The organism is Brevundimonas sp. TSRC1-1, from assembly GCF_049898245.1.
GTDB classification, from domain to species: Bacteria; Pseudomonadota; Alphaproteobacteria; order Caulobacterales; family Caulobacteraceae; genus Brevundimonas; species Brevundimonas mediterranea_A.
Genome location: NZ_JAFCXI010000001.1, coordinates 802,804 through 819,724 on the forward strand (window position 1 = coordinate 802,804; position 16,921 = coordinate 819,724).

Here is a 16,921-nt window from a genome sequence, read left to right on the forward strand (position 1 = left end):
CCGCTCTTGTTGTCCGCCGTGTTCGGACGTTACCGTGTAACGCCGCCCATCCGACGAGGGGTCCTGAGGGGCGGCGGGTACAGGGGATTATCGTATGAAGAGACTGATCTGCCTCGCGGCCATGGCCGCGATGCTGGGCGCGCCCGCAGCGTCCTTCGCTCAGGAGAGCGGCTCGAACAGCGGCGCCAGCGGCGGCGGCGCGATGCGCTCGGCGACCGACCGGTTCCGCAACGCCAACGCCGACGCCATCGAAAAGGACTGGGCGCGCGCGCCGGTTAAGGAGGCCGAGGTCACGACGGCCCATTCGGTCAACGCCCATGGCAAGACCCTGCGGTATCACGCGACGGCGGGGACGCTGACGATCCGCGACGACGCGGGCATGCCGACGGCCAGCCTGTTCTATACCGCCTATACGCTGGACGGTCAGCCGGTGGGGACGCGGCCGGTGACCTATCTGTACAACGGCGGGCCGGGCTCGCCGACGGTGTGGCTGCACATGGGCTCGTTCGGGCCGATGCGGGTCCAGACCGACGAGCCGACGGTGGTGCGGCCCGCGCCCTTCGCCTTTGGTCCCAACGATATGACCCTGCTGGACCAGACGGATCTGGTCTTCATCGACATGGTGGGGGCGGGCTTCTCGCGGCCGCTGGGCGAGACGGCGGGTTCGGCCTTCTGGGGCGTGGATCAGGACGCCGACGCCTTCGCCCGCGCCATCATGCGCTACACGACCAAGTTCAGCCGCTGGTCCAGCCCGAAATACATCATCGGCGAATCCTACGGCACCCTGCGCACCGGCGCCGTGGCCTTCCAGCTGGAAGACCGGGGCATGTCGCTGAATGGGGTGGTGCTGCTGTCCTCGATCATGAACTACGGTGTGCGTCAGCCGGGCTATCCGCAGAATTTCGTCACCCTGCTGCCGACCTATGCGGCGACGGCCTGGTATCACCGCAAGCTGGCCCATCCGGCGGCGACGGTGGAGGAACAGGTGCAGCGGGCGCGTGACTTCGCGCTTGGGCCCTACGCCTCGGCCCTGGCCAAGGGGCATATGATCTCGGACGCTGAGCGCGCCGACATCGTGCGCCAGATGAGCGAGCTGACGGGCCTGTCGCCCAATTTTATCGACAACGCCAATCTGCGGGTCGAGCTGAGCAGCTTCCGCAAGGAACTGCTGCGTGACCGGCGCCAGACCATCGGGCGACTGGACACCCGCTATCTGGGTCTGGACGACGACGCCTCTGGGGATTCGCCCGAGGACGATCCCTCCAGCTCGGCCGTGACGGGGGCCTATTTCGGCATCTTCCGCGACTATGTGGCCAATGAGCTGAAGTACGACACCGACGTCGAATACCGGATGTCGGCGCGGGGCCTGCCGGGCTTCAACTGGAACTGGAACCACCGTCCGCCGGTCGGCGGGCCGCAGACGACGCCGAATACGGCGGTCGATCTGGCCACGGCGATGCGGCGCAATCCGTATCTGAAGGTGATGGCGCTGAACGGCTATTACGACGCCGCCACCCCCTTCTTCTCGACCGAGTTCGACCTGGCCCAGATGATGCTGGAGCCCAGCCTGAGGCCGAACCTGGAGTTCACCTATTATGAGGGCGGGCACATGATGTACCTGAGCCACGACGCCCTGGTGAAACTGCACGCCGACCTGTCGCGTTTCTACAGCGAAACGGCGAACGGCGGGGCGCGCTGATACGCAAGAGGGCCGGAGGCGTCGCCGCCTCCGGCCCTTGTTTCATGCGAAACCGGCGCGTCGAAGGATCAGGCCGCTTCCAGCTGTCCGCAGACGAAGGCGACCTCGCCCGCGTTGAGCAGGGCGGCCAGCACCGGCTCGGCGTTTTCGGGCGAGACGATCAGGATGAAGCCGACGCCGCAGTTGAAGGTGCGGCGCATCTCGTGGTCGCTGATGCCGCCGGTTTCGGCCAGCCACTGGAAGACGTGGGGCATGGGCCAGCTGTTCCAGTCGAACGAAGCCTTCAGCCCCTCGGCGATGCAGCGGGGCGGGTTCTCGATCAGGCCGCCGCCGGTGATGTGGGCCGCGCCCTTGACCAGGCCCGCCTTCATCAGCGGCAGGACCGGCTTCACATAGATGCGGGTCGGCTCCATCAGGGCCTGGGCCAGGGAGCGATCCTTGGCGAAGGGGGCGTCGTCGCCCCAGGCCAGACCGGACTTCTTGACCACCTTGCGGACCAGGGAATAGCCGTTCGAGTGCGGACCCGTGGAGCCCAGGCCGATGATGATGTCGCCGGCCGCCTGGCGTTCCAGATAGGGCAGGGCGTGGCCGCGCTCGACCGCGCCCAGGCTGAACCCGGCCAGGTCATAGTCGCCGTCGGTGTACATGCCCGGCATTTCGGCGGTCTCGCCGCCGACCAGGGCGCAACCGGCCTGGCGGCAGCCCTCGGCGATGCCGGCCACCACGCGGCGGGCGGCGTCGATCTCAAGCCGGCCGGTGGCGTAATAGTCGAGGAACAGCAGCGGCTCGGCGCCCTGGGCCAAGAGGTCGTTGACGCACATGGCGACCAGGTCGATTCCGACGCCGTCATGACGGCCGGTTTCGATGGCGATCTTCAGCTTGGTGCCCACGCCGTCGGTGGTGGTGACGATCAGCGGATCTTCAAATCCGGCGGCCTTCAGGTCGAACAGGGCGCCGAAACCGCCCAGCGACGGCTCCGAACCGGGGCGCGCCGTGGACCTGGCCAGGGGCTTGATGTGTTCGACCAGCATCTCGCCTGCGTCGATGTCCACACCGGCGTCGGCGTAGGTCAGGCCGTTTTCGAGAGGCTTTTGGGTGTCGCTCATGGGTCTCAGGCCTGGAATCGGGGCGGAAATGCAGCGCGGCTCTTGCCACAGGTGGGTTGCGGGGGGCTATAGCATCGGAATGACGCCGATCACCACCAATGAGGCGCTGGCCGATTTTTGCGCCCGCCTCGCCACCGCCCCGTTCATCACGGTCGACACCGAGTTCATGCGGGAAACGACCTACTGGCCCAGGCTGTGCCTGATCCAGGCCGCGTCCGCCGATCACGCCGGGATCATTGATCCGATGGCGGAGGGCCTGGACCTTGAGCCCTTCCTGGACCTGTTGCGCGATCCCAACATCATCAAGGTCTTCCACGCCTGCCGACAGGACGTCGAAATCTTCGTGCGTCTGGGCGCCATGCCCAGGCCGATGTTCGACACCCAGGTCGCAGCCATGGCGGCCGGGTTCGGCGAACAGGTCGCCTATGATTCGCTGGTGCGGCAGATGCTGCGCGTCGAACTGGACAAGGGCAGCCGCTTCACCGACTGGGCGCGACGCCCGCTGTCGGACAGCCAGCTGGTCTATGCGCTGGGCGACGTGACCCATCTGGCGGCCCTGTATCCCAAGCTGCGCGACCGGCTGAAGAAGGAAGGCCGGCTGGACTGGGTGATGTCGGAGATGGAGAGCCTGATCGATCCGGCCCTTTACGACACCAATCCCGAGAACGCCTGGAAGCGGCTGAAGCCCAAGAAATTCTCGGCCAAATACCTGGCGGCCTTCAAGGCCGTGGCCGTCTGGCGCGAGCGCGCCGCCCAGGAGCGCGACCAGCCGCGCGGCCGAATCCTGAAGGACGAGGGCATCGACGAGGTCGCGCAACAGACCCCCACCGACCCCGAGGCCTTCAACCGTCTGCGTTCGGTGCCCAAGGGCTTCGGCGGGTCGCGCCTGGGCCTGGAGCTGGCCGAGGAGCTGAAGCGCGTCCTGGCCGACCCCGAATCCCATGCGCCCGAGATGGAGCGGCCGGCCCATCGCCAGCCTGCGCCGCCGTCGGTGGTGGAGCTGCTGAAGGTGCTGCTGAAGGCCAAGAGCGACAACGCCGGGGTGGCGTCCAAACTGATCGCCACCGTGTCCGATCTGGAAAAGATCGCCGTCACCGACGACGCCGATGTGGATGCGTTGAAGGGCTGGCGCCGCCAGATCTTCGGCGAGGACGCGCTGAAGCTGAAGCGCGGCGAGATCGCCCTGGTGCTGAGCGGATCGCGGGTCGAGGTCGTCGAGATCGAGGGCTAGGCGCCGGCCGGCGGCTCCCACAGTTCGATGGGATTGCCCTCGGGGTCGTGGATGCGGGCGAAGCGTCCGACCTCGGGGCTGGCGTCCCAGTCTTCCTTGGTGATGACCTCCACGCCGGAGGCTTTAAGCGAAGCGATCAGAGCGTCCAGGCCTTCGACGCGCAGGTTCAGCATCCAGCGCCGGTCCTGGGCGAAATAGTCGCTCGTTTCCTTGAACGGCGAGAAGACGGTCGGCCCGGCCTGCTGATCCCACAGGAACTGACCCTCTGGGGCGCCGACGCCCAGGTGCTTCAGATACCAGGCCGAAAGCGCCTGTGGATCCCGAGCGCGGAAGAAGAAGCCACCGATTCCGGTTACAGGCATGAGTGTTCCTCTCGTTCGACGAGAGGCTGAACCCTGTTCGGTGATCTGTCTAGATTTTCAGACCCAGTCCCATCGCCTCGGCCAGGGCCTTGGCGCGCTTCTTCGTCTGTTCGCCCAGCAGGACGTCGGCGTAGCCTTCAGTGGCTGTCAGCTTCAGTTCGGTCTTGCCGACCGTGGCGGTGGCGTTGGCGAGCAGTTGCGACGACCGGCCCGACAGATCGCAGGCCAGGCGGATGGCCAGGCCCAGCGCGCGGGCGCGCTTGGCGGCGTCCTCGTTCAACAGGCGGCTGATGATGTCCGGCTGGGGCGTGGCCGGACCGCCGCCGTAGCGGGCGTTCATGGCGCAGGCGAGGAAGGCGCGCTCCGCATGGCTGACGCCCGCCACGGGCGCGCGCAGAACCTGGTCGAAGACCAGTTCCAGACGGTGGTCCGGATGCAGGCGGGCGCCCAGGTCCGACAGGCGGCAGGCGGCGGCGGACAGGACGCCGTCGCGCGCGGCGCCGAAGGCCGACGGCAGGGCCGAGACGACGTCGGAAATCCAGCCGTTCAGGGCGCCGGGCAGGGCGGGGTCGATCCCCTGCCGTCCGCCCAGGGCCGCGCACCCGGCCAGCAGCGGATCGGCCGCCTGGGTCGCCTCGTCCAGGGTTTCGAACAACAGGCCTTCGCGCACCCCCCAGGCGGACATCTCGATCCGCTTCAGGTTCAGGTGCTTGATCAGACCTTCCAGCACCAGGCCGGCGTAGGGCAGGGTTTCGGCCCGCTTCTTGGACACGCTGGGCAGTTTCGCCAGGCTGGCGGCCGACTGTTGCGCGACCAGACGCGCGGTCTCCAGCGCCTCGTCCGCCGTGATCTCGTACTGGTGCACGACCTTCAGCGGATAGGATTTCAGCGCCATATGGACCTGGGCCAGGGTGCGCCAGGCGCCGCCGACGGCGTAGAGGCGGTCGGTCTGGAACTGGGCCGCGACGGGTTTCAGCCTCTGGTCGATGCGGGCCTTGATCCGGTCGGCGTCGAATTCCTTGCCCTCGGCTAGGGCGAAGGGCCCCAGCGGCAGGGTCAGCCCCTGTTCGACGCTGCGCGCCGCGCCAGGGGCGCCGTCCAGACGAGTCAGCTCCAGACTGGCGCCGCCCATATCGGCCGAGACGCCTTGCGCGTCGGGTGCGCCGGCCAGCACGCCCATGGCGGCGTACTTCGCCTCTTCCTCGCCGGACAGGACACGGATCTGCAAGCCCGTCTCGGCGGCGACGCGCTGGCAGAACTCAGGGCCGTCCCTGGCTTCGCGCACGGCCGCGGTGGCGGCGATCAGGGTGGCGTCGGGGCGAACCCCCTCCAGCACGGCGGCGAAACGGCGCAGGGCCGTCATGGCCATGACCACCCCCTCGGGCGACAGCTTGCCGGTGGTCGGCAGGTCGCGGCCCAGACCGGCCAGGACCTTTTCGTTGAACACGGTCCAGATCGCCCGACCTTCCAGCCGGTAGAGAACCAGACGGACCGAGTTGGACCCGATGTCGATGGCCGCGACGTCGCGGCCGGTAAGCGCCAGATCCGGCATCAGCGGCCGGGACGCTCGTAGCTGAGAACGGACGGCAGGGTCTTCACCTTGCGTCCACGGCCCGACAGGCTGGGATTGGTCATGAAATATTTGTGGGCCGAGAAGGGCCGCTCCGGATCGGCGGGGATGAGGCGGGTATAGCGCCCTTCGGCGTCCAGCACCCAGCTTTGTGCATCGTCCTTCAGATTGGCGACCATGATCTGGTCCAGCACCTGGTCGTGGACGGTGGCGTTGCGGATCGGGGTCATCAGCTCGACCCGGCGGTCCAGGTTGCGCGTCATCCAGTCGGCGGACGAGATGAAGACCTTGGCCTTGTCGTGCGGCAGGTCCTTGCCGTTGGCGAAACAGACGATGCGGCTGTGCTCCAGGAAGCGGCCGACGATGGACTTGACGCGGATGTTCTCGGACAGGCCCGTGACGCCCGGCCGCAGGCAGCAGATGCCACGCACGACCAGATCGATGCGCACGCCCCACTGGCTGGCCCGGTACAGGGCGTCGATGATCTCGGGGTCGACGAGCGAGTTCAGCTTGACCCAGATGGCGGCGGGCTTGCCCATGGCGGCGGCCGACATCTCCTTGCCGATCAGTTCGATCAGGGTGGACTTCATGTTCAGCGGCGAGACCACCAGGGCTTCAAGCTCGTCCGGGGTGGCGTAGCCGGTGATGTAGTTGAACACCCGGCTGGCGTCGCGGCCCAGGACCGGGTCGCACGAGAACAGGGACAGGTCGGTGTAAATTCTGGCCGTCACCGGGTGATAGTTGCCGGTGCCGAAGTGGCAGTAGGTGCGCAGGGCCTCGCCCTCGCGGCGCACCACGACGCTGAGCTTGGCGTGGGTCTTGTATTCGACGAAGCCGAAGACGACGTGGACCCCCGCCCGTTCCATCGCCCGGGCCCAGCGCAGATTGGCCTCTTCGTCGAACCGGGCCTTCAGCTCGACCAGGGCGGTGACGTTCTTGCCGTTCTCGGCCGCCTCGATCAGGGCGGCGACGATGGGGCTGTCCTTGGAGGTGCGATACAGGGTCTGTTTGATGGCGATGACGTTCGGGTCACGCGCCGCCTGACGCAGGAACTGCACCACCACGTCGAAGCTTTCGAACGGGTGGTGGATCAGCATGTCCTTCTCGCGAATGGCGGCGAAGATGTCGCCGCCATTGTCGCGGACCCGCTCGGGATAGCGCGGCTCATAGCCCTTGAACTTCAGGTCGGGGTGGCCGCCGGGGATCAGATCCGACAGCTGGGCCAGGCCCAGCATGCCGTCGACCAGCACCACGTCCTGGGGCGTCGCCTCCAGTTCGCCGACGATGAAGTCGCGCAGGTCGGTCGGCATCGAGGCCTCGATCTTGATGCGCACGACCGAGCCCAGGCGACGCTGTTTCAGCGCCTCCTCGAACTCGAGCACCAGGTCCTCGGCCTCTTCCTCGATCTCGATATCGCTGTCGCGGATCAGGCGCAGAAGGCCCTTCTCCAGGATGTCACAGCCGGGGAACAGGTGGTCGATGAACAGCAGCAGCACGTTTTCAAGCGTGATGAACCGCTTGCGACCGGGCGCCGAGCGGCCGTCGGTCGGCAGTTCCCAGAAGCGCCGCACCTGGGTCGGCACGGGCACCAGGGCGTAGAAGGTCTTGGCCTCGCCCTTGCGTTTCAGCTTCAGCGCCAGGGAGAAGCCGAGGTTGGGCAGGAAGGGGAAGGGATGGGCCGGGTCAATAGCCAGGGGCGTCAGGACGGCGAAGAGCTGGTTCAGGAACTCGGGCTCCAACCGCTCCTTCTCGGTCTTGGTCAGGCGGTTGCGGTCGACCACCTCGATGCCGACGGTCGCCAGTTCCTTCTTCAGCTGGCGCCAGCGCACCTGCTGTTCGGCCATCAGGTCGCCGGCCGAGATATTGATCCGCTCGAGCTGTTCGGCCGGGGTCAGGCCGTCGGCCGAAAGCACCCGCACCCGCTCGCGCAACTGGCCCTTCAGGCCGGCGACGCGGGTCATGAAGAACTCGTCGAGATTGTTGGCCGAGATCGACACGAACCGCAGGCGTTCCAGCAGCGGGTGGTTCGGATTGGCGGCCTCTTCCAGCACACGTTCGTTGAAGGCCAGCCAGGAGATTTCACGGTTGAAGAACCGCGTGGGCGAGGCGATCAGTTCCTCGTTCAGGGCAAGCTGGGGGGCGCGGGAAGCGGGGACTTCCTCGCCCAGGGTGGCGTCGTGGATCGCGGCGTCGGTCATGGCCCGGTTCTCGCGCGCGACTGTGACGGCCGCAAGCGGCCATCGACATTTTCATGGGCGGCCATTCGCCCCGGCCCTCAGTCGGTCTCGACCTCGACGGCGGCGCTCATTTCGTCCAGCACCTGCCGGGCCAGGGCTCGGGTGACGGGGCGGTGCAAGGCGTCCAGACGTTCGACCGCAGTCGCCGCAGTGTCGGCGGACCGGTCCAGCCGCCGCACCAGATAGGCGATCACCTCGTCGGTCGGGGCGATGCTGCGCTCGGCGAACCGGGCGCGCAGAATGGCGGACAGGACCCGGTCGTCCGGCGCCTCGACGGCGACAGTGCGGACCGCATCCAGGCGAGAGCGCAGATCGGGCAGGGCGACAGACCAGTTCCGCGGCGCCGCGCGCGACACCAACAGCAGGGCGCCGCCGCCCGTATGGGCCAGATTGATCAGGTGAAACAGGCTCTCGTCGTCCGCATCGCGCGCGCGATCCAGCAGGACCGGCCGCCCTTCCAGCTCCAGCGGATCGACCAGGGCCGCCTCGACGCCGTTCAGCGGCACGGCCCCGACCCGTTCGGCCCAGTCGGCGGCCAGCCGGCTCTTGCCCGAACCCGCCGGTCCGTAAAGGGCCAGGACCGAACCGGCGCCGTCCGGCCAGCGCGACAATACGCGGACGGCCTCGGCGTTGCTGTCCGACGACACAAAGGCCTCGCCCGCAAGCGGGCGTTCCAGCGGCAGACGCAGCTGTTCGGCGTTCGGTCGGATCATGGCGCTCTGCGCGGGCATGAGCCTGTCATAGCAGAGGCGGAGACGAACTGCGCAGGCGCATCCTGTTGGTACAGGGGAGCGAAGGCCCGCCCTGTGGACGGAATCAGGCGAATTCGGTCAGGGCGGGGTTGAACTTGCCTGCCTTGAACTCGGTGATCCTGTAGTCGGCTAGGCCGTGGACCTGGAAAGGATCGTCCTTCAGCAGGGTCTCGAGCTCTTCTTTCGTGCCCCCGCTGCGGACAACGAGTATGCCGCCGGTGCGCGGAACCATGGGGCCGGCGGCGATGATCAGGCCGCTGGCGACATGGATGTCCAGCCATTCGCGATGCTCGACCGTCTTCGCCTCGATGGCTTCGATGGGCTGGGTATAGGTGATGGTGACGATGAACATGGGCAGCCTTGCGCGGTGACTGGAACCGCTATCGCGCGGCGCGGCGGGGTTTGCAACGGCTGAAACCTTGACTTTCGGGGGGGATAATGCGCCCTACGCCGCTTCGATTTCAGGCGCCTGAGGCGTCAGATTCCACCGCAGAATTCCAGACGGTCCATTCATGCACGCCTATCGCTCTCACACCTGCGGCGCCCTGCGCGCCTCCGACGCCGGTTCCGCCGTTCGCCTGTCCGGCTGGGTGCATCGGAAGCGCGATCACGGCGGCCTGCTGTTCATCGATCTGCGCGATCACTACGGTTTGACGCAGTTGGTGCTGCACCCGGAGACGCCGGGCTTCGCGGCGGTCGAACGCCTGCGCGCCGAGAGCGTGATCAAGATCGACGGCGAAGTCGTCGCCCGCGACGCTTCGGTGGTGAACCCGAACCTGCCGACCGGCGAGGTCGAAGTCCGCGTCCAGGGCGTCGAGGTCCTGTCGGAAGCCGCCGAACTGCCGATGCCGGTCTTTGGCGATCAGGAGTATCCGGAAGACATCCGCCTGGCCAACCGCTTCCTGGATCTGCGCCGCGAGCGGCTGCACAAGAACATCGTGCTGCGCTCGAAGGTCATCTCCTCGATCCGTCAGCGCATGGTCGGCCAGGGCTTCCTGGAGTACCAGACGCCGATCCTGACCGCCTCGTCGCCGGAAGGCGCGCGCGACTTCCTGGTGCCGTCGCGTCTGCACCCCGGCAAGTTCTACGCGCTGCCGCAGGCGCCGCAGCAGTTCAAGCAGCTGCTGATGGTCTCGGGCTTCGACCGCTATTTCCAGATCGCCCCCTGCTTCCGCGATGAGGACCTGCGCGCCGACCGATCGCTGGAATTCTACCAGCTCGACGTCGAGATGAGCTTCGTGACCCAGGAAGACGTCTTCGCCGCCATCGAGCCGCTGATGCACGGCGTGTTCGAAGAGTTCGGCGAGGGCAAGCCGGTCTCGCCCATCGACGGCGTCCACACCTTCACCAACGACTTCGGCGAAACGTTCGAACACAAGGGCTTCGAGCGCCTGACCTACGCCCAGTCGATGGCCTGGTATGGTTCGGACAAGCCGGACCTGCGCAACCCGATCAAGATGCAGGTGGTGTCCGACCACTTCCGCGACGGCGGTTTCGGCCTGTTCGCCAAGATCCTGGGCGCAGACGAGAAGAACGCCGTCTGGGCCATCCCGGCGCCGACCGGCGGATCGCGCGCCTTCTGCGACCGCATGAACTCGTGGGCGCAGGGCGAGGGCCAGCCGGGGCTGGGCTATATCTTCTGGTCGGAGGACCAGGGCGCCTGGGGCGGCCCCATCGCCAAGAACCTGGGCCAGGAGCCGACCGAGGCCCTGATGAAGTCCTTGGGCCTGGGCCAGGGCGACGCCGCCTTCTTCGTCGCCGGCCTGCCGTCGGTCTTCGCCAAGTTCGCCGGCCTGGCCCGCACCCGCGTGGGCACGGAGCTGAAGCTGATCGACGAGAACCAGTTCAAATTCTGCTGGATCGTCGACTTCCCCATGTTCGAATGGTCGGAAGAAGAGAAGAAGGTCGACTTCAGCCACAACCCCTTCTCGATGCCGCAGGGCGGGCTGGAGGCCCTGGAGACCCAGGATCCGCTGACCATCCGCGCCTTCCAGTACGACATCGTCTGCAACGGCTATGAGCTGTGCTCGGGCGCGATCCGAAACCATAAGGCCGAGATCATGCTGAAGGCGTTCCAGATCGCCGGCTACGACGCCTCGGTGGTTGAGGAGCAGTTCGGCGGCATGCTGAACGCCTTCCGCTACGGCGCGCCGCCGCACGGCGGCCTGGCCCCCGGCATCGACCGCATCGTCATGCTGCTGGCCGGCGAAACCGCCATTCGCGAGGTCATCGCCTTCCCGCTGAACCAGCAGGGCGAGGATCTGCTGATGAACGCCCCGACCGAGGCGGAGGAGCGCCAGCTGAAGGACGTCCACATCCGCACGGCCGTGCCGATCAAGGTCTGATCGGCCACGCCGGATCGCCGAAACGAAGAAGGGGACGCTGCGGCGTCCCCTTTTTGCTGTTCAGTGTTCGGCGGACACGAAGTGGCGCACGGCCGGGGGAGCCGGCGGTGCAGGCGGGGTGCGGATCACCCGGATGGTTCCGCGACAGGCCTGGGGCGTCAGACGACCGGGCAGGCGGGTGGCGCCGTCGCCGCAGGCCTCGCTGACCTGATCCTGGGTCAGGTTGCGCGCGCCGGACAGGTCGGCGCCGCGAATGTCTGTGCGGCGCAGCGAGGCGTCGTTGAAGTCGGCGCGGGTGAAGGTCGCCCCGGTCAGACGGGCGCCGTCCAGGCTGGCGTCACGGAAGGAGGCGTTCGAGAAGTCGCCGCCGGACAGGTTGGAGGCGTTGATCTCGGCGTCGGAGAAGTTTGCGCCGATGGCGTGGACATTGGCCAGGGTGGCGCCGAACAGTTCGCTGTTCGAGAAATTCGCGCCCGCCAGGGTCGCGCCGTTGAAATTCACGCCGTGCAGTTCGGCCCCCGACAGGTCGGCCCGCGACAGGTTGGCGCGCACGAAGGATGAGCCCTGGGCCTCGGCTCCCGTCAGGACGGCGCCGGTGAAATTGGTCGAGGTGAAGTTGGCCCCGACGATCTCGACCCCCGTCAGATTGGCGCGGCTGAAGTCGCTGCCGGTAAAGTTGGAGCCGACCATTTCCGCGCCGCGCAGATTGGCGCCGACCAGGGTGGCGTTCATGAAGCTGGCGCCGGTGAAGGTGGCGCCCGACAGGTTTCGGCCCGACAGTTCGCAGCGATTGCACGAACCGCCCAGGGACACCGACCGGGCCACGTCGCGATCCTGGACCGTCATCTCGATCCCGGCGAAGGCGGGGGTGGCGAGCATCAGGCCCGCCGCCCCGATCAGCGCGGATTTCAATCGGATGGGGGTTGGGCGGGCGATCTGTTTCACGCAGTCTGAATGCCCCGAAACACCGGCCATACCTACTTAAATCGAGGTAATTTCGTTAAATCCCGGCAAGACGGATGGCCGTCAGCAGGCGGGAATACGTAGGTTTCCGGACAGAATGGTCGAGCCGTCGCCGCAGGCGCGGTTCAGCTGACCCTGGGTCAATCCGGCGGCGCGCGAGAGGTCGGCGCCGGACAGGTTGGTCCCGATCAGCTTTGCGCCCGCGAAGTTCGCGCCTTGCAGATAGGCGCCGACGAAGCTGGCGTTGGTCAGGTCTGCGCCCGAGAAGTTGGAGCTGGAGAAGACCCCGCCGTAGGCCTCGACGTCGCGCATGTCGGCGTTGGAGAAACGGGTGCGGTTCATCACGCTGAGGCTGAGGTCCGCCTGGCGCAGGCGCGCGCCGGACAGGTTCAGGCCGCGCGCCTCAAGACCGGAGAAATCACCCTGGAACAGGTTGCAGCCGGCGCAGGATGCGCCGCGTTTCACGCTGGCGATCTGGCTGGCGTTCTGCGCCAGAACAGGGGGGGCGGCGGTCGCAAATACGGCGACGGCGATGGACAGGGCAGTCAGGCGGGACATGGGGTCGCTCCAGCGAAAACGTCGCGTGGCGGCACTCTAGAGCCCAGCCGTTAACTTAGCCCTGATCGCCGCCGTGAACCGCCCGGGCGTCGCCGCAGGTATCGCAGACCCAGACGCCGCCGCGATTCTGCAGGCTGAAGTCGCCGCAGGACGGGCAGGCGACGGCCTCGGTGTTGGCGACGACCTTCGGTTCAGGCTCGGCCTTCTTGCCGAAGGGCAGGACCACGAGATTGTCGGGCGCGGAACCGCGGGCGAAGCCCTTCGAGATGAAACGGGCGGCGGGGACGGCCTCTCCCCCCTCCGCCTTGCCGTGACCCAGACCGTCGGCGTTCAACTCGTCGGGGCCGGCGTTGGCCAGTTCGTGGCGGTCCAGATAGGAGACGCCCAGCTCGCGGAAGATGTAGTCCAGGATCGAGGTGGCCGAGCGGATCGAGTCATTGCCCGTGACCCGTCCGGCGGGCTCGAAGCGGGTGAAGACGAAGGCGTCGACGAACTCGTCCAGCGGCACGCCGTATTGAAGCCCGATCGAGATGGCGATGGCGAAATTGTTCATCAGGCTTCGGAAGGCGGCGCCTTCCTTGTGCATGTCGATGAAGATCTCGCCCAGTTCCCCGTCATCGTATTCGCCGGTGTGGATATAGACCTTGTGCCCGCCGACGGCCGCCTTCTGGATATAGCCCTTGCGGCGGTCGGGCAGTTTGCGGCGGGCGCGCTCGCGTTCGACCACCCGTTCGACGACGCGCTCCTGCGGCGCAGGGGCGGGAGCGGGGCGGGGCGTTTCGAGGCGCGGGCTCGCATCGGTTTTCGGCAGGGTCAGCAGGGGGCCGGGGGGCGGCGACGCGCGACGCAGCCGCACCGCGCGGCGGCCCTCGGCGGCGGCCTGGGCCAGACGACGGGCGGCCTGGGCGGCGGTGGCGCGCCAGTCCAGAAGGTCCACGGCCGTGTCTGGCGCGTCGCTGAACGGTTCGACAGCGCGGCGCAGGTCGGCCTCGACGCCTGCGGGATCGGCCAGCAGGGCGGCGACGGCGGCAGGCCCCTCGGCCCAATCCGTCAGATCGCCGTGGCCGAAGACCCAGCGCGCCGCCGCGAACTCGGCCTCCTCGGGCACGCCCAGCAGGTTCAGCAACGGGCCGTCGCCGTCTTCCAGCCCCAGGACGTCGCGGATGAAGCCGGGGTCCAGCACCGGGGCGGTGAAGACGGCGTCGAAGCCGTCGGCCCCGGCCAGGGCCTGTTCGACGGCGGCCAGTTCGATGTCGGTGAAGCCGAAGGCGCGCAGGGCGGCGTGATCGACGCCCGGCGCCTCGACCAGGGTGCGACGGCCGAACAGCCGGCGCTCGGCCGCCTGGACGTCGCCGCCCGCGCGGGCCAGGGCGGCGGCCAGGGGCGGGGCCAGGCGACGGCCGATCTGGCCGTCGGCGGTCTGGAAGACATCGATGACCGAAGGGGCGCCGAGGCCCAGTCGAAGCCGGGCCTCGGCGTCGTCCACGAACAGGCCGACGGTTGCATGACGCCGGGGCGCGCCCAGCTTGCCGATCCGCTTCAGGGCGACGGCGGCGAGAGGATCCGGATTGGACTTCAGGCGGGCGCGGCGGGTGCGGTCAGCGTCGGCGACCTGGCTCTTCAGGCCGTCCCATTCGGCGCAGGGGCCGCGCAACTGGGCCAGTTCCACCGAGGTCTGAGCCGCCACCACCGCTGTCAGGCCCGCCAGGGCCTCGGCCCGGGCGGCCAGGTCGCCGCCGGCCGGGATCAGGGCGGCCGAAAGGCCCTCCAGTCCCAGGGAAATGGCGACGCTCGCGGCCTGAAGATCCAGGGCCACGGTCCACAGACGCACCAGATCCGGCAGGCGGTCGAAGGTCCCGCCGTCCAGGGCGGCGACGGCGGACAGGTCCAGCAGGGCGCGACCGATCGCGCCCTCGGCCAGGGCTTCGGCGTCGCGGGGAGAGAAGATCGCGATCAGGCCGCCGTCCAGAGCCGATTCGGCGGCCAGAAGGGCCTCGGGCGCGCCGGCGGCGATCTGGGTGCGGTCGGCCAAGGCGATCAGGGGCGGGGTTTCGTGGAAGGGGCGCAGGGCCAGGGCCGGACGTTCGCCATCGACGGCGCGCAGGATGTCGGCGTCGGTGGCGCCGCGACGCCGCGCGGTGGCGGCGGCGCGACCCAGGGCGGGGTTGCGCGACGGATCGGCGCAGTGGCCGTCCGGTCCCTCGCAACGGTCCACGGCGTCGGCGACGGCGCACAGGGCGTCGGCCAGGGCCTCGGCCGACTGCAGCGCCAGTCGGGCGGTCATGCGGTCGGCGCGGTGTTCGGCCAGATGGGCCGGCGCGGCGGGATCGGACAGGTCGAGAATGTCGGCGGAGCCTGCGCCGGCCTCGGGCGCGCCCACAGGCGAGGCCAGGCCCAGTTGAATGGTGGCCGCCAGTTCGGCGGCGAAGACATAGGCCTCGGCCCGATCGGTGAAGACGCCCTCGGCCAGGCCCCGGCCGGCCAGGCGTTCGGCCCAGGCGTCGACGGCGCCGTTCAGCCAGCCGCCGGTCGGGGACAGGTCGGGGACCAGGGATTCGCTCCAGTCCAGCCAGGATTCGATCCGGGCGTCCGACCATGCGGCCGGCGCCGTGATCTCCTGGACTGTGGCGGCGCGCTCGACAGCGCGGGTCTCCATCGTGACCCGGCGGGCCAGATCCACGAAGCCGGATTGAAAGCGCATGGGCCGCATCTCCCGGTAAGCCTGCCACCAGATTACGGCGATCCATCAAGGCGCGCCACTATATGTAGTAGTTATCAACCGCTGAATCCATTTGACGGTCATTCAGCGCCCTTGGGGCGGACGCCGGCTCGATCCGGTGGTCATCAGGCGAGGCGCGGGCGCCGGCGGGCCAGAAATCGACACAAAGCGACATTGCGCCGCTTGCGGCCGACATTGCTCCTGTGTCATGTAACCGATTACATCAGGTTATCGACAGACCTTCGACAAGAAGGCTGGCGCGATGACGCTCAGAGGGAAACACTTGGATATCGCCGCCTCATCAGCCGTGAACGGACGTGCGCCCGCCGCCAAGGCCGCCACGATCCGCGACGTCGCCGAACGGGCCAAGGTGTCCGTGGCCTCGGTGTCGCGCGTGCTGAACGGGTCGGACGCCATCACCGAAACCACGCGCCAGCGGGTGCTGGATGCGGTCGCGCATCTTCACTACGTCCCCCATGTCGGGGCGCGCAGCCTGTCCACCAGCCGGACGGACACCATCGGGGTCATCCTGCCGGACCTGTACGGCGAGTTCTTCTCCGAACTGATCCGCGGCATGGACCTGGCCGCGCGGGCGCACGGCAAGCACCTGATCGTCTCCAGCTCCCACGGCGACACCGAAGAGACCATGGCGGCGCTGCGGTCGATGCGGGGCCGGGTCGACGGCATGATCGTGCTGTCGCCCCATGTGCGGGCCGCCAATCTGGCCGCCGACGTGGCGGGCCGGACTCCGGTGCTGGTCATGAACGGCGGTCTGGACGAGGGCGGCCGGCCGGCGATCGCTGTGGACAACCACGGGGGCGCCGTGGCGGCGGTCGAACATCTGATCGCCACCGGTCGTCGCCGCATCGCCCATATCCGGGGCGCCGCCGGCAACCTGGAAGCCGATATCCGCGCCGAAGGCTACGCCAGCGCCCTGGTCGGCCAGGATCCGATCATCGTCGAGGGCGACTTTACCCAGGCCGCCGGGCATCGCGCCGCCACCCGGCTGATGGCGCTGGACCAGCGCCCGGACGCGGTGTTCGCGGCCAATGACATGATGGCCCTGGGCGCCCTGCTGGCCTTCCAGGAGGCGGGCGTGCGCTGCCCCGAGGACGTGGCGGTGGTCGGCTTCGACGACGTGCCGCTGGCCGCCCTGGTCCGGCCGACGCTGACCACGCTCAGAGTGAATATTGCGGAAATGGGTCGCCGGGGCGTCGAACGCCTCATCGGCCTGGTCCAGGCCGGCGCGAACGCCGAGGCGGACACCGCTTGTGAAATCGTTCGACCGGCCCTGGTCGTTCGTCAATCCACCGCGGCGGCCGCAACCGCCGGGTCAAACCCCGATCAGACAGCGGCGTCGCTGTCGTGAATCGGACCCA

13 protein-coding genes are annotated in these 16,921 nt (G+C 68.2%); 4 read left to right on the forward strand and 9 right to left on the reverse strand.

Annotation, left to right across the window (positions count from 1 at the left end; all coding sequences use genetic code 11):
* Nucleotides 1-94: 94 nt before the first annotated feature.
* Nucleotides 95-1,699, forward strand: a complete 1,605-nt coding sequence (locus tag ACP7CK_RS04055; protein ID WP_426025185.1) for a S10 family peptidase — start codon at nucleotides 95-97, stop codon at nucleotides 1,697-1,699.
* Between the two features lie 68 nt (nucleotides 1,700-1,767).
* Here the strand turns inward: ACP7CK_RS04055 and purM are convergent, their stop codons facing one another.
* Nucleotides 1,768-2,805, reverse strand: a complete 1,038-nt coding sequence (gene purM, locus ACP7CK_RS04060) for a phosphoribosylformylglycinamidine cyclo-ligase (protein WP_426025186.1) — start codon at nucleotides 2,803-2,805, stop codon at nucleotides 1,768-1,770.
* Nucleotides 2,806-2,884: 79 nt separating this feature from the next.
* On the opposite strand from purM, the gene rnd reads away from it, so the two are divergent.
* Nucleotides 2,885-4,036 (forward strand): ribonuclease D, encoded by a 1,152-nt coding sequence (gene rnd / locus ACP7CK_RS04065; RefSeq protein WP_426025187.1) that lies wholly within the window; start codon nucleotides 2,885-2,887, stop codon nucleotides 4,034-4,036.
* On the opposite strand, the gene ACP7CK_RS04070 is transcribed toward rnd, so the two are convergent.
* The 5 genes from ACP7CK_RS04070 to ACP7CK_RS04090 all read right to left on the reverse strand — a co-directional run bounded on the left by ACP7CK_RS04070 (nucleotide 4,033) and on the right by ACP7CK_RS04090 (nucleotide 9,309).
* Complete coding sequence (locus ACP7CK_RS04070) at nucleotides 4,033-4,398, reverse strand: VOC family protein (RefSeq protein ID WP_426025188.1); 366 nt, start codon at nucleotides 4,396-4,398, stop codon at nucleotides 4,033-4,035. The two genes, rnd and ACP7CK_RS04070, sit on opposite strands and share 4 nt — an antisense overlap.
* A gap of 49 nt (nucleotides 4,399-4,447) precedes the next feature.
* Nucleotides 4,448-5,950 carry a Ppx/GppA family phosphatase gene (locus ACP7CK_RS04075; protein ID WP_426025189.1) on the reverse strand — a complete coding sequence of 501 codons (1,503 nt, stop codon included), beginning with the start codon at nucleotides 5,948-5,950 and terminating at the stop codon, nucleotides 4,448-4,450.
* A complete protein-coding gene (locus ACP7CK_RS04080) occupies nucleotides 5,950-8,166 on the reverse strand; it encodes an RNA degradosome polyphosphate kinase (RefSeq protein ID WP_426025190.1) in 2,217 nt (738 codons plus the stop codon). The genes ACP7CK_RS04075 and ACP7CK_RS04080 overlap by 1 nt, the downstream gene beginning before the upstream one ends.
* A 77-nt stretch (nucleotides 8,167-8,243) precedes the next feature.
* Nucleotides 8,244-8,936: a DnaA ATPase domain-containing protein gene (locus ACP7CK_RS04085; RefSeq protein ID WP_050771611.1), complete on the reverse strand. Its 693-nt coding sequence runs from the start codon at nucleotides 8,934-8,936 to the stop codon at nucleotides 8,244-8,246.
* 85 nt (nucleotides 8,937-9,021) lie between these two features.
* Complete coding sequence (locus ACP7CK_RS04090; protein ID WP_154726267.1) at nucleotides 9,022-9,309, reverse strand: YciI family protein; 288 nt, start codon at nucleotides 9,307-9,309, stop codon at nucleotides 9,022-9,024.
* Nucleotides 9,310-9,469: 160 nt separating this feature from the next.
* Between ACP7CK_RS04090 and aspS the strand changes: the two genes are divergently transcribed.
* Complete coding sequence (aspS, locus tag ACP7CK_RS04095; RefSeq protein ID WP_426025191.1) at nucleotides 9,470-11,302, forward strand: aspartate--tRNA ligase; 1,833 nt, start codon at nucleotides 9,470-9,472, stop codon at nucleotides 11,300-11,302.
* 60 nt (nucleotides 11,303-11,362) lie between these two features.
* Here aspS and ACP7CK_RS04100 read toward each other — a convergent pair whose 3' ends face one another.
* From ACP7CK_RS04100 to ACP7CK_RS04110, 3 genes are all read right to left on the reverse strand, one after another.
* Nucleotides 11,363-12,181 (reverse strand): pentapeptide repeat-containing protein, encoded by an 819-nt coding sequence (locus ACP7CK_RS04100; protein ID WP_154726275.1) that lies wholly within the window; start codon nucleotides 12,179-12,181, stop codon nucleotides 11,363-11,365.
* Between the two features lie 147 nt (nucleotides 12,182-12,328).
* The gene (locus ACP7CK_RS04105; protein ID WP_426025192.1) at nucleotides 12,329-12,823 is read right to left on the reverse strand and encodes a pentapeptide repeat-containing protein; all 495 of its coding nucleotides are present in this window, start codon (nucleotides 12,821-12,823) and stop codon (nucleotides 12,329-12,331) included.
* Between the two features lie 55 nt (nucleotides 12,824-12,878).
* Nucleotides 12,879-15,524 carry a TSCPD domain-containing protein gene (locus ACP7CK_RS04110; RefSeq protein WP_426025193.1) on the reverse strand — a complete coding sequence of 882 codons (2,646 nt, stop codon included), beginning with the start codon at nucleotides 15,522-15,524 and terminating at the stop codon, nucleotides 12,879-12,881.
* Between the two features lie 301 nt (nucleotides 15,525-15,825).
* On the opposite strand from ACP7CK_RS04110, the gene ACP7CK_RS04115 reads away from it, so the two are divergent.
* A complete protein-coding gene (locus ACP7CK_RS04115) occupies nucleotides 15,826-16,911 on the forward strand; it encodes a LacI family DNA-binding transcriptional regulator (protein WP_426025194.1) in 1,086 nt (361 codons plus the stop codon).
* The last annotated feature ends 10 nt before the right edge of the window (nucleotides 16,912-16,921 follow it).

Bases quoted from the DNA above. Each gene is read 5' to 3' on its own strand.
- purM (WP_426025186.1), bottom strand. From the start codon at position 2,805: ATGAGCGACACCCAAAAGCCTCTCGAAAACGGCCTGACCTACGCCGAC.
- ACP7CK_RS04085 (WP_050771611.1), bottom strand. From the start codon at position 8,936: ATGCCCGCGCAGAGCGCCATGATCCGACCGAACGCCGAACAGCTGCGT.
- ACP7CK_RS04110 (WP_426025193.1), bottom strand. From the start codon at position 15,524: ATGCGCTTTCAATCCGGCTTCGTGGATCTGGCCCGCCGGGTCACGATG.
- ACP7CK_RS04100 (WP_154726275.1), bottom strand. From the start codon at position 12,181: ATGCTCGCCACCCCCGCCTTCGCCGGGATCGAGATGACGGTCCAGGAT.
- ACP7CK_RS04090 (WP_154726267.1), bottom strand. From the start codon at position 9,309: ATGTTCATCGTCACCATCACCTATACCCAGCCCATCGAAGCCATCGAG.
- aspS (WP_426025191.1), top strand. From the start codon at position 9,470: ATGCACGCCTATCGCTCTCACACCTGCGGCGCCCTGCGCGCCTCCGAC.
- ACP7CK_RS04080 (WP_426025190.1), bottom strand. From the start codon at position 8,166: ATGACCGACGCCGCGATCCACGACGCCACCCTGGGCGAGGAAGTCCCC.
- ACP7CK_RS04075 (WP_426025189.1), bottom strand. From the start codon at position 5,950: ATGCCGGATCTGGCGCTTACCGGCCGCGACGTCGCGGCCATCGACATC.
- ACP7CK_RS04055 (WP_426025185.1), top strand. From the start codon at position 95: ATGAAGAGACTGATCTGCCTCGCGGCCATGGCCGCGATGCTGGGCGCG.
- rnd (WP_426025187.1), top strand. From the start codon at position 2,885: ATGACGCCGATCACCACCAATGAGGCGCTGGCCGATTTTTGCGCCCGC.
- ACP7CK_RS04070 (WP_426025188.1), bottom strand. From the start codon at position 4,398: ATGCCTGTAACCGGAATCGGTGGCTTCTTCTTCCGCGCTCGGGATCCA.
- ACP7CK_RS04105 (WP_426025192.1), bottom strand. From the start codon at position 12,823: ATGTCCCGCCTGACTGCCCTGTCCATCGCCGTCGCCGTATTTGCGACC.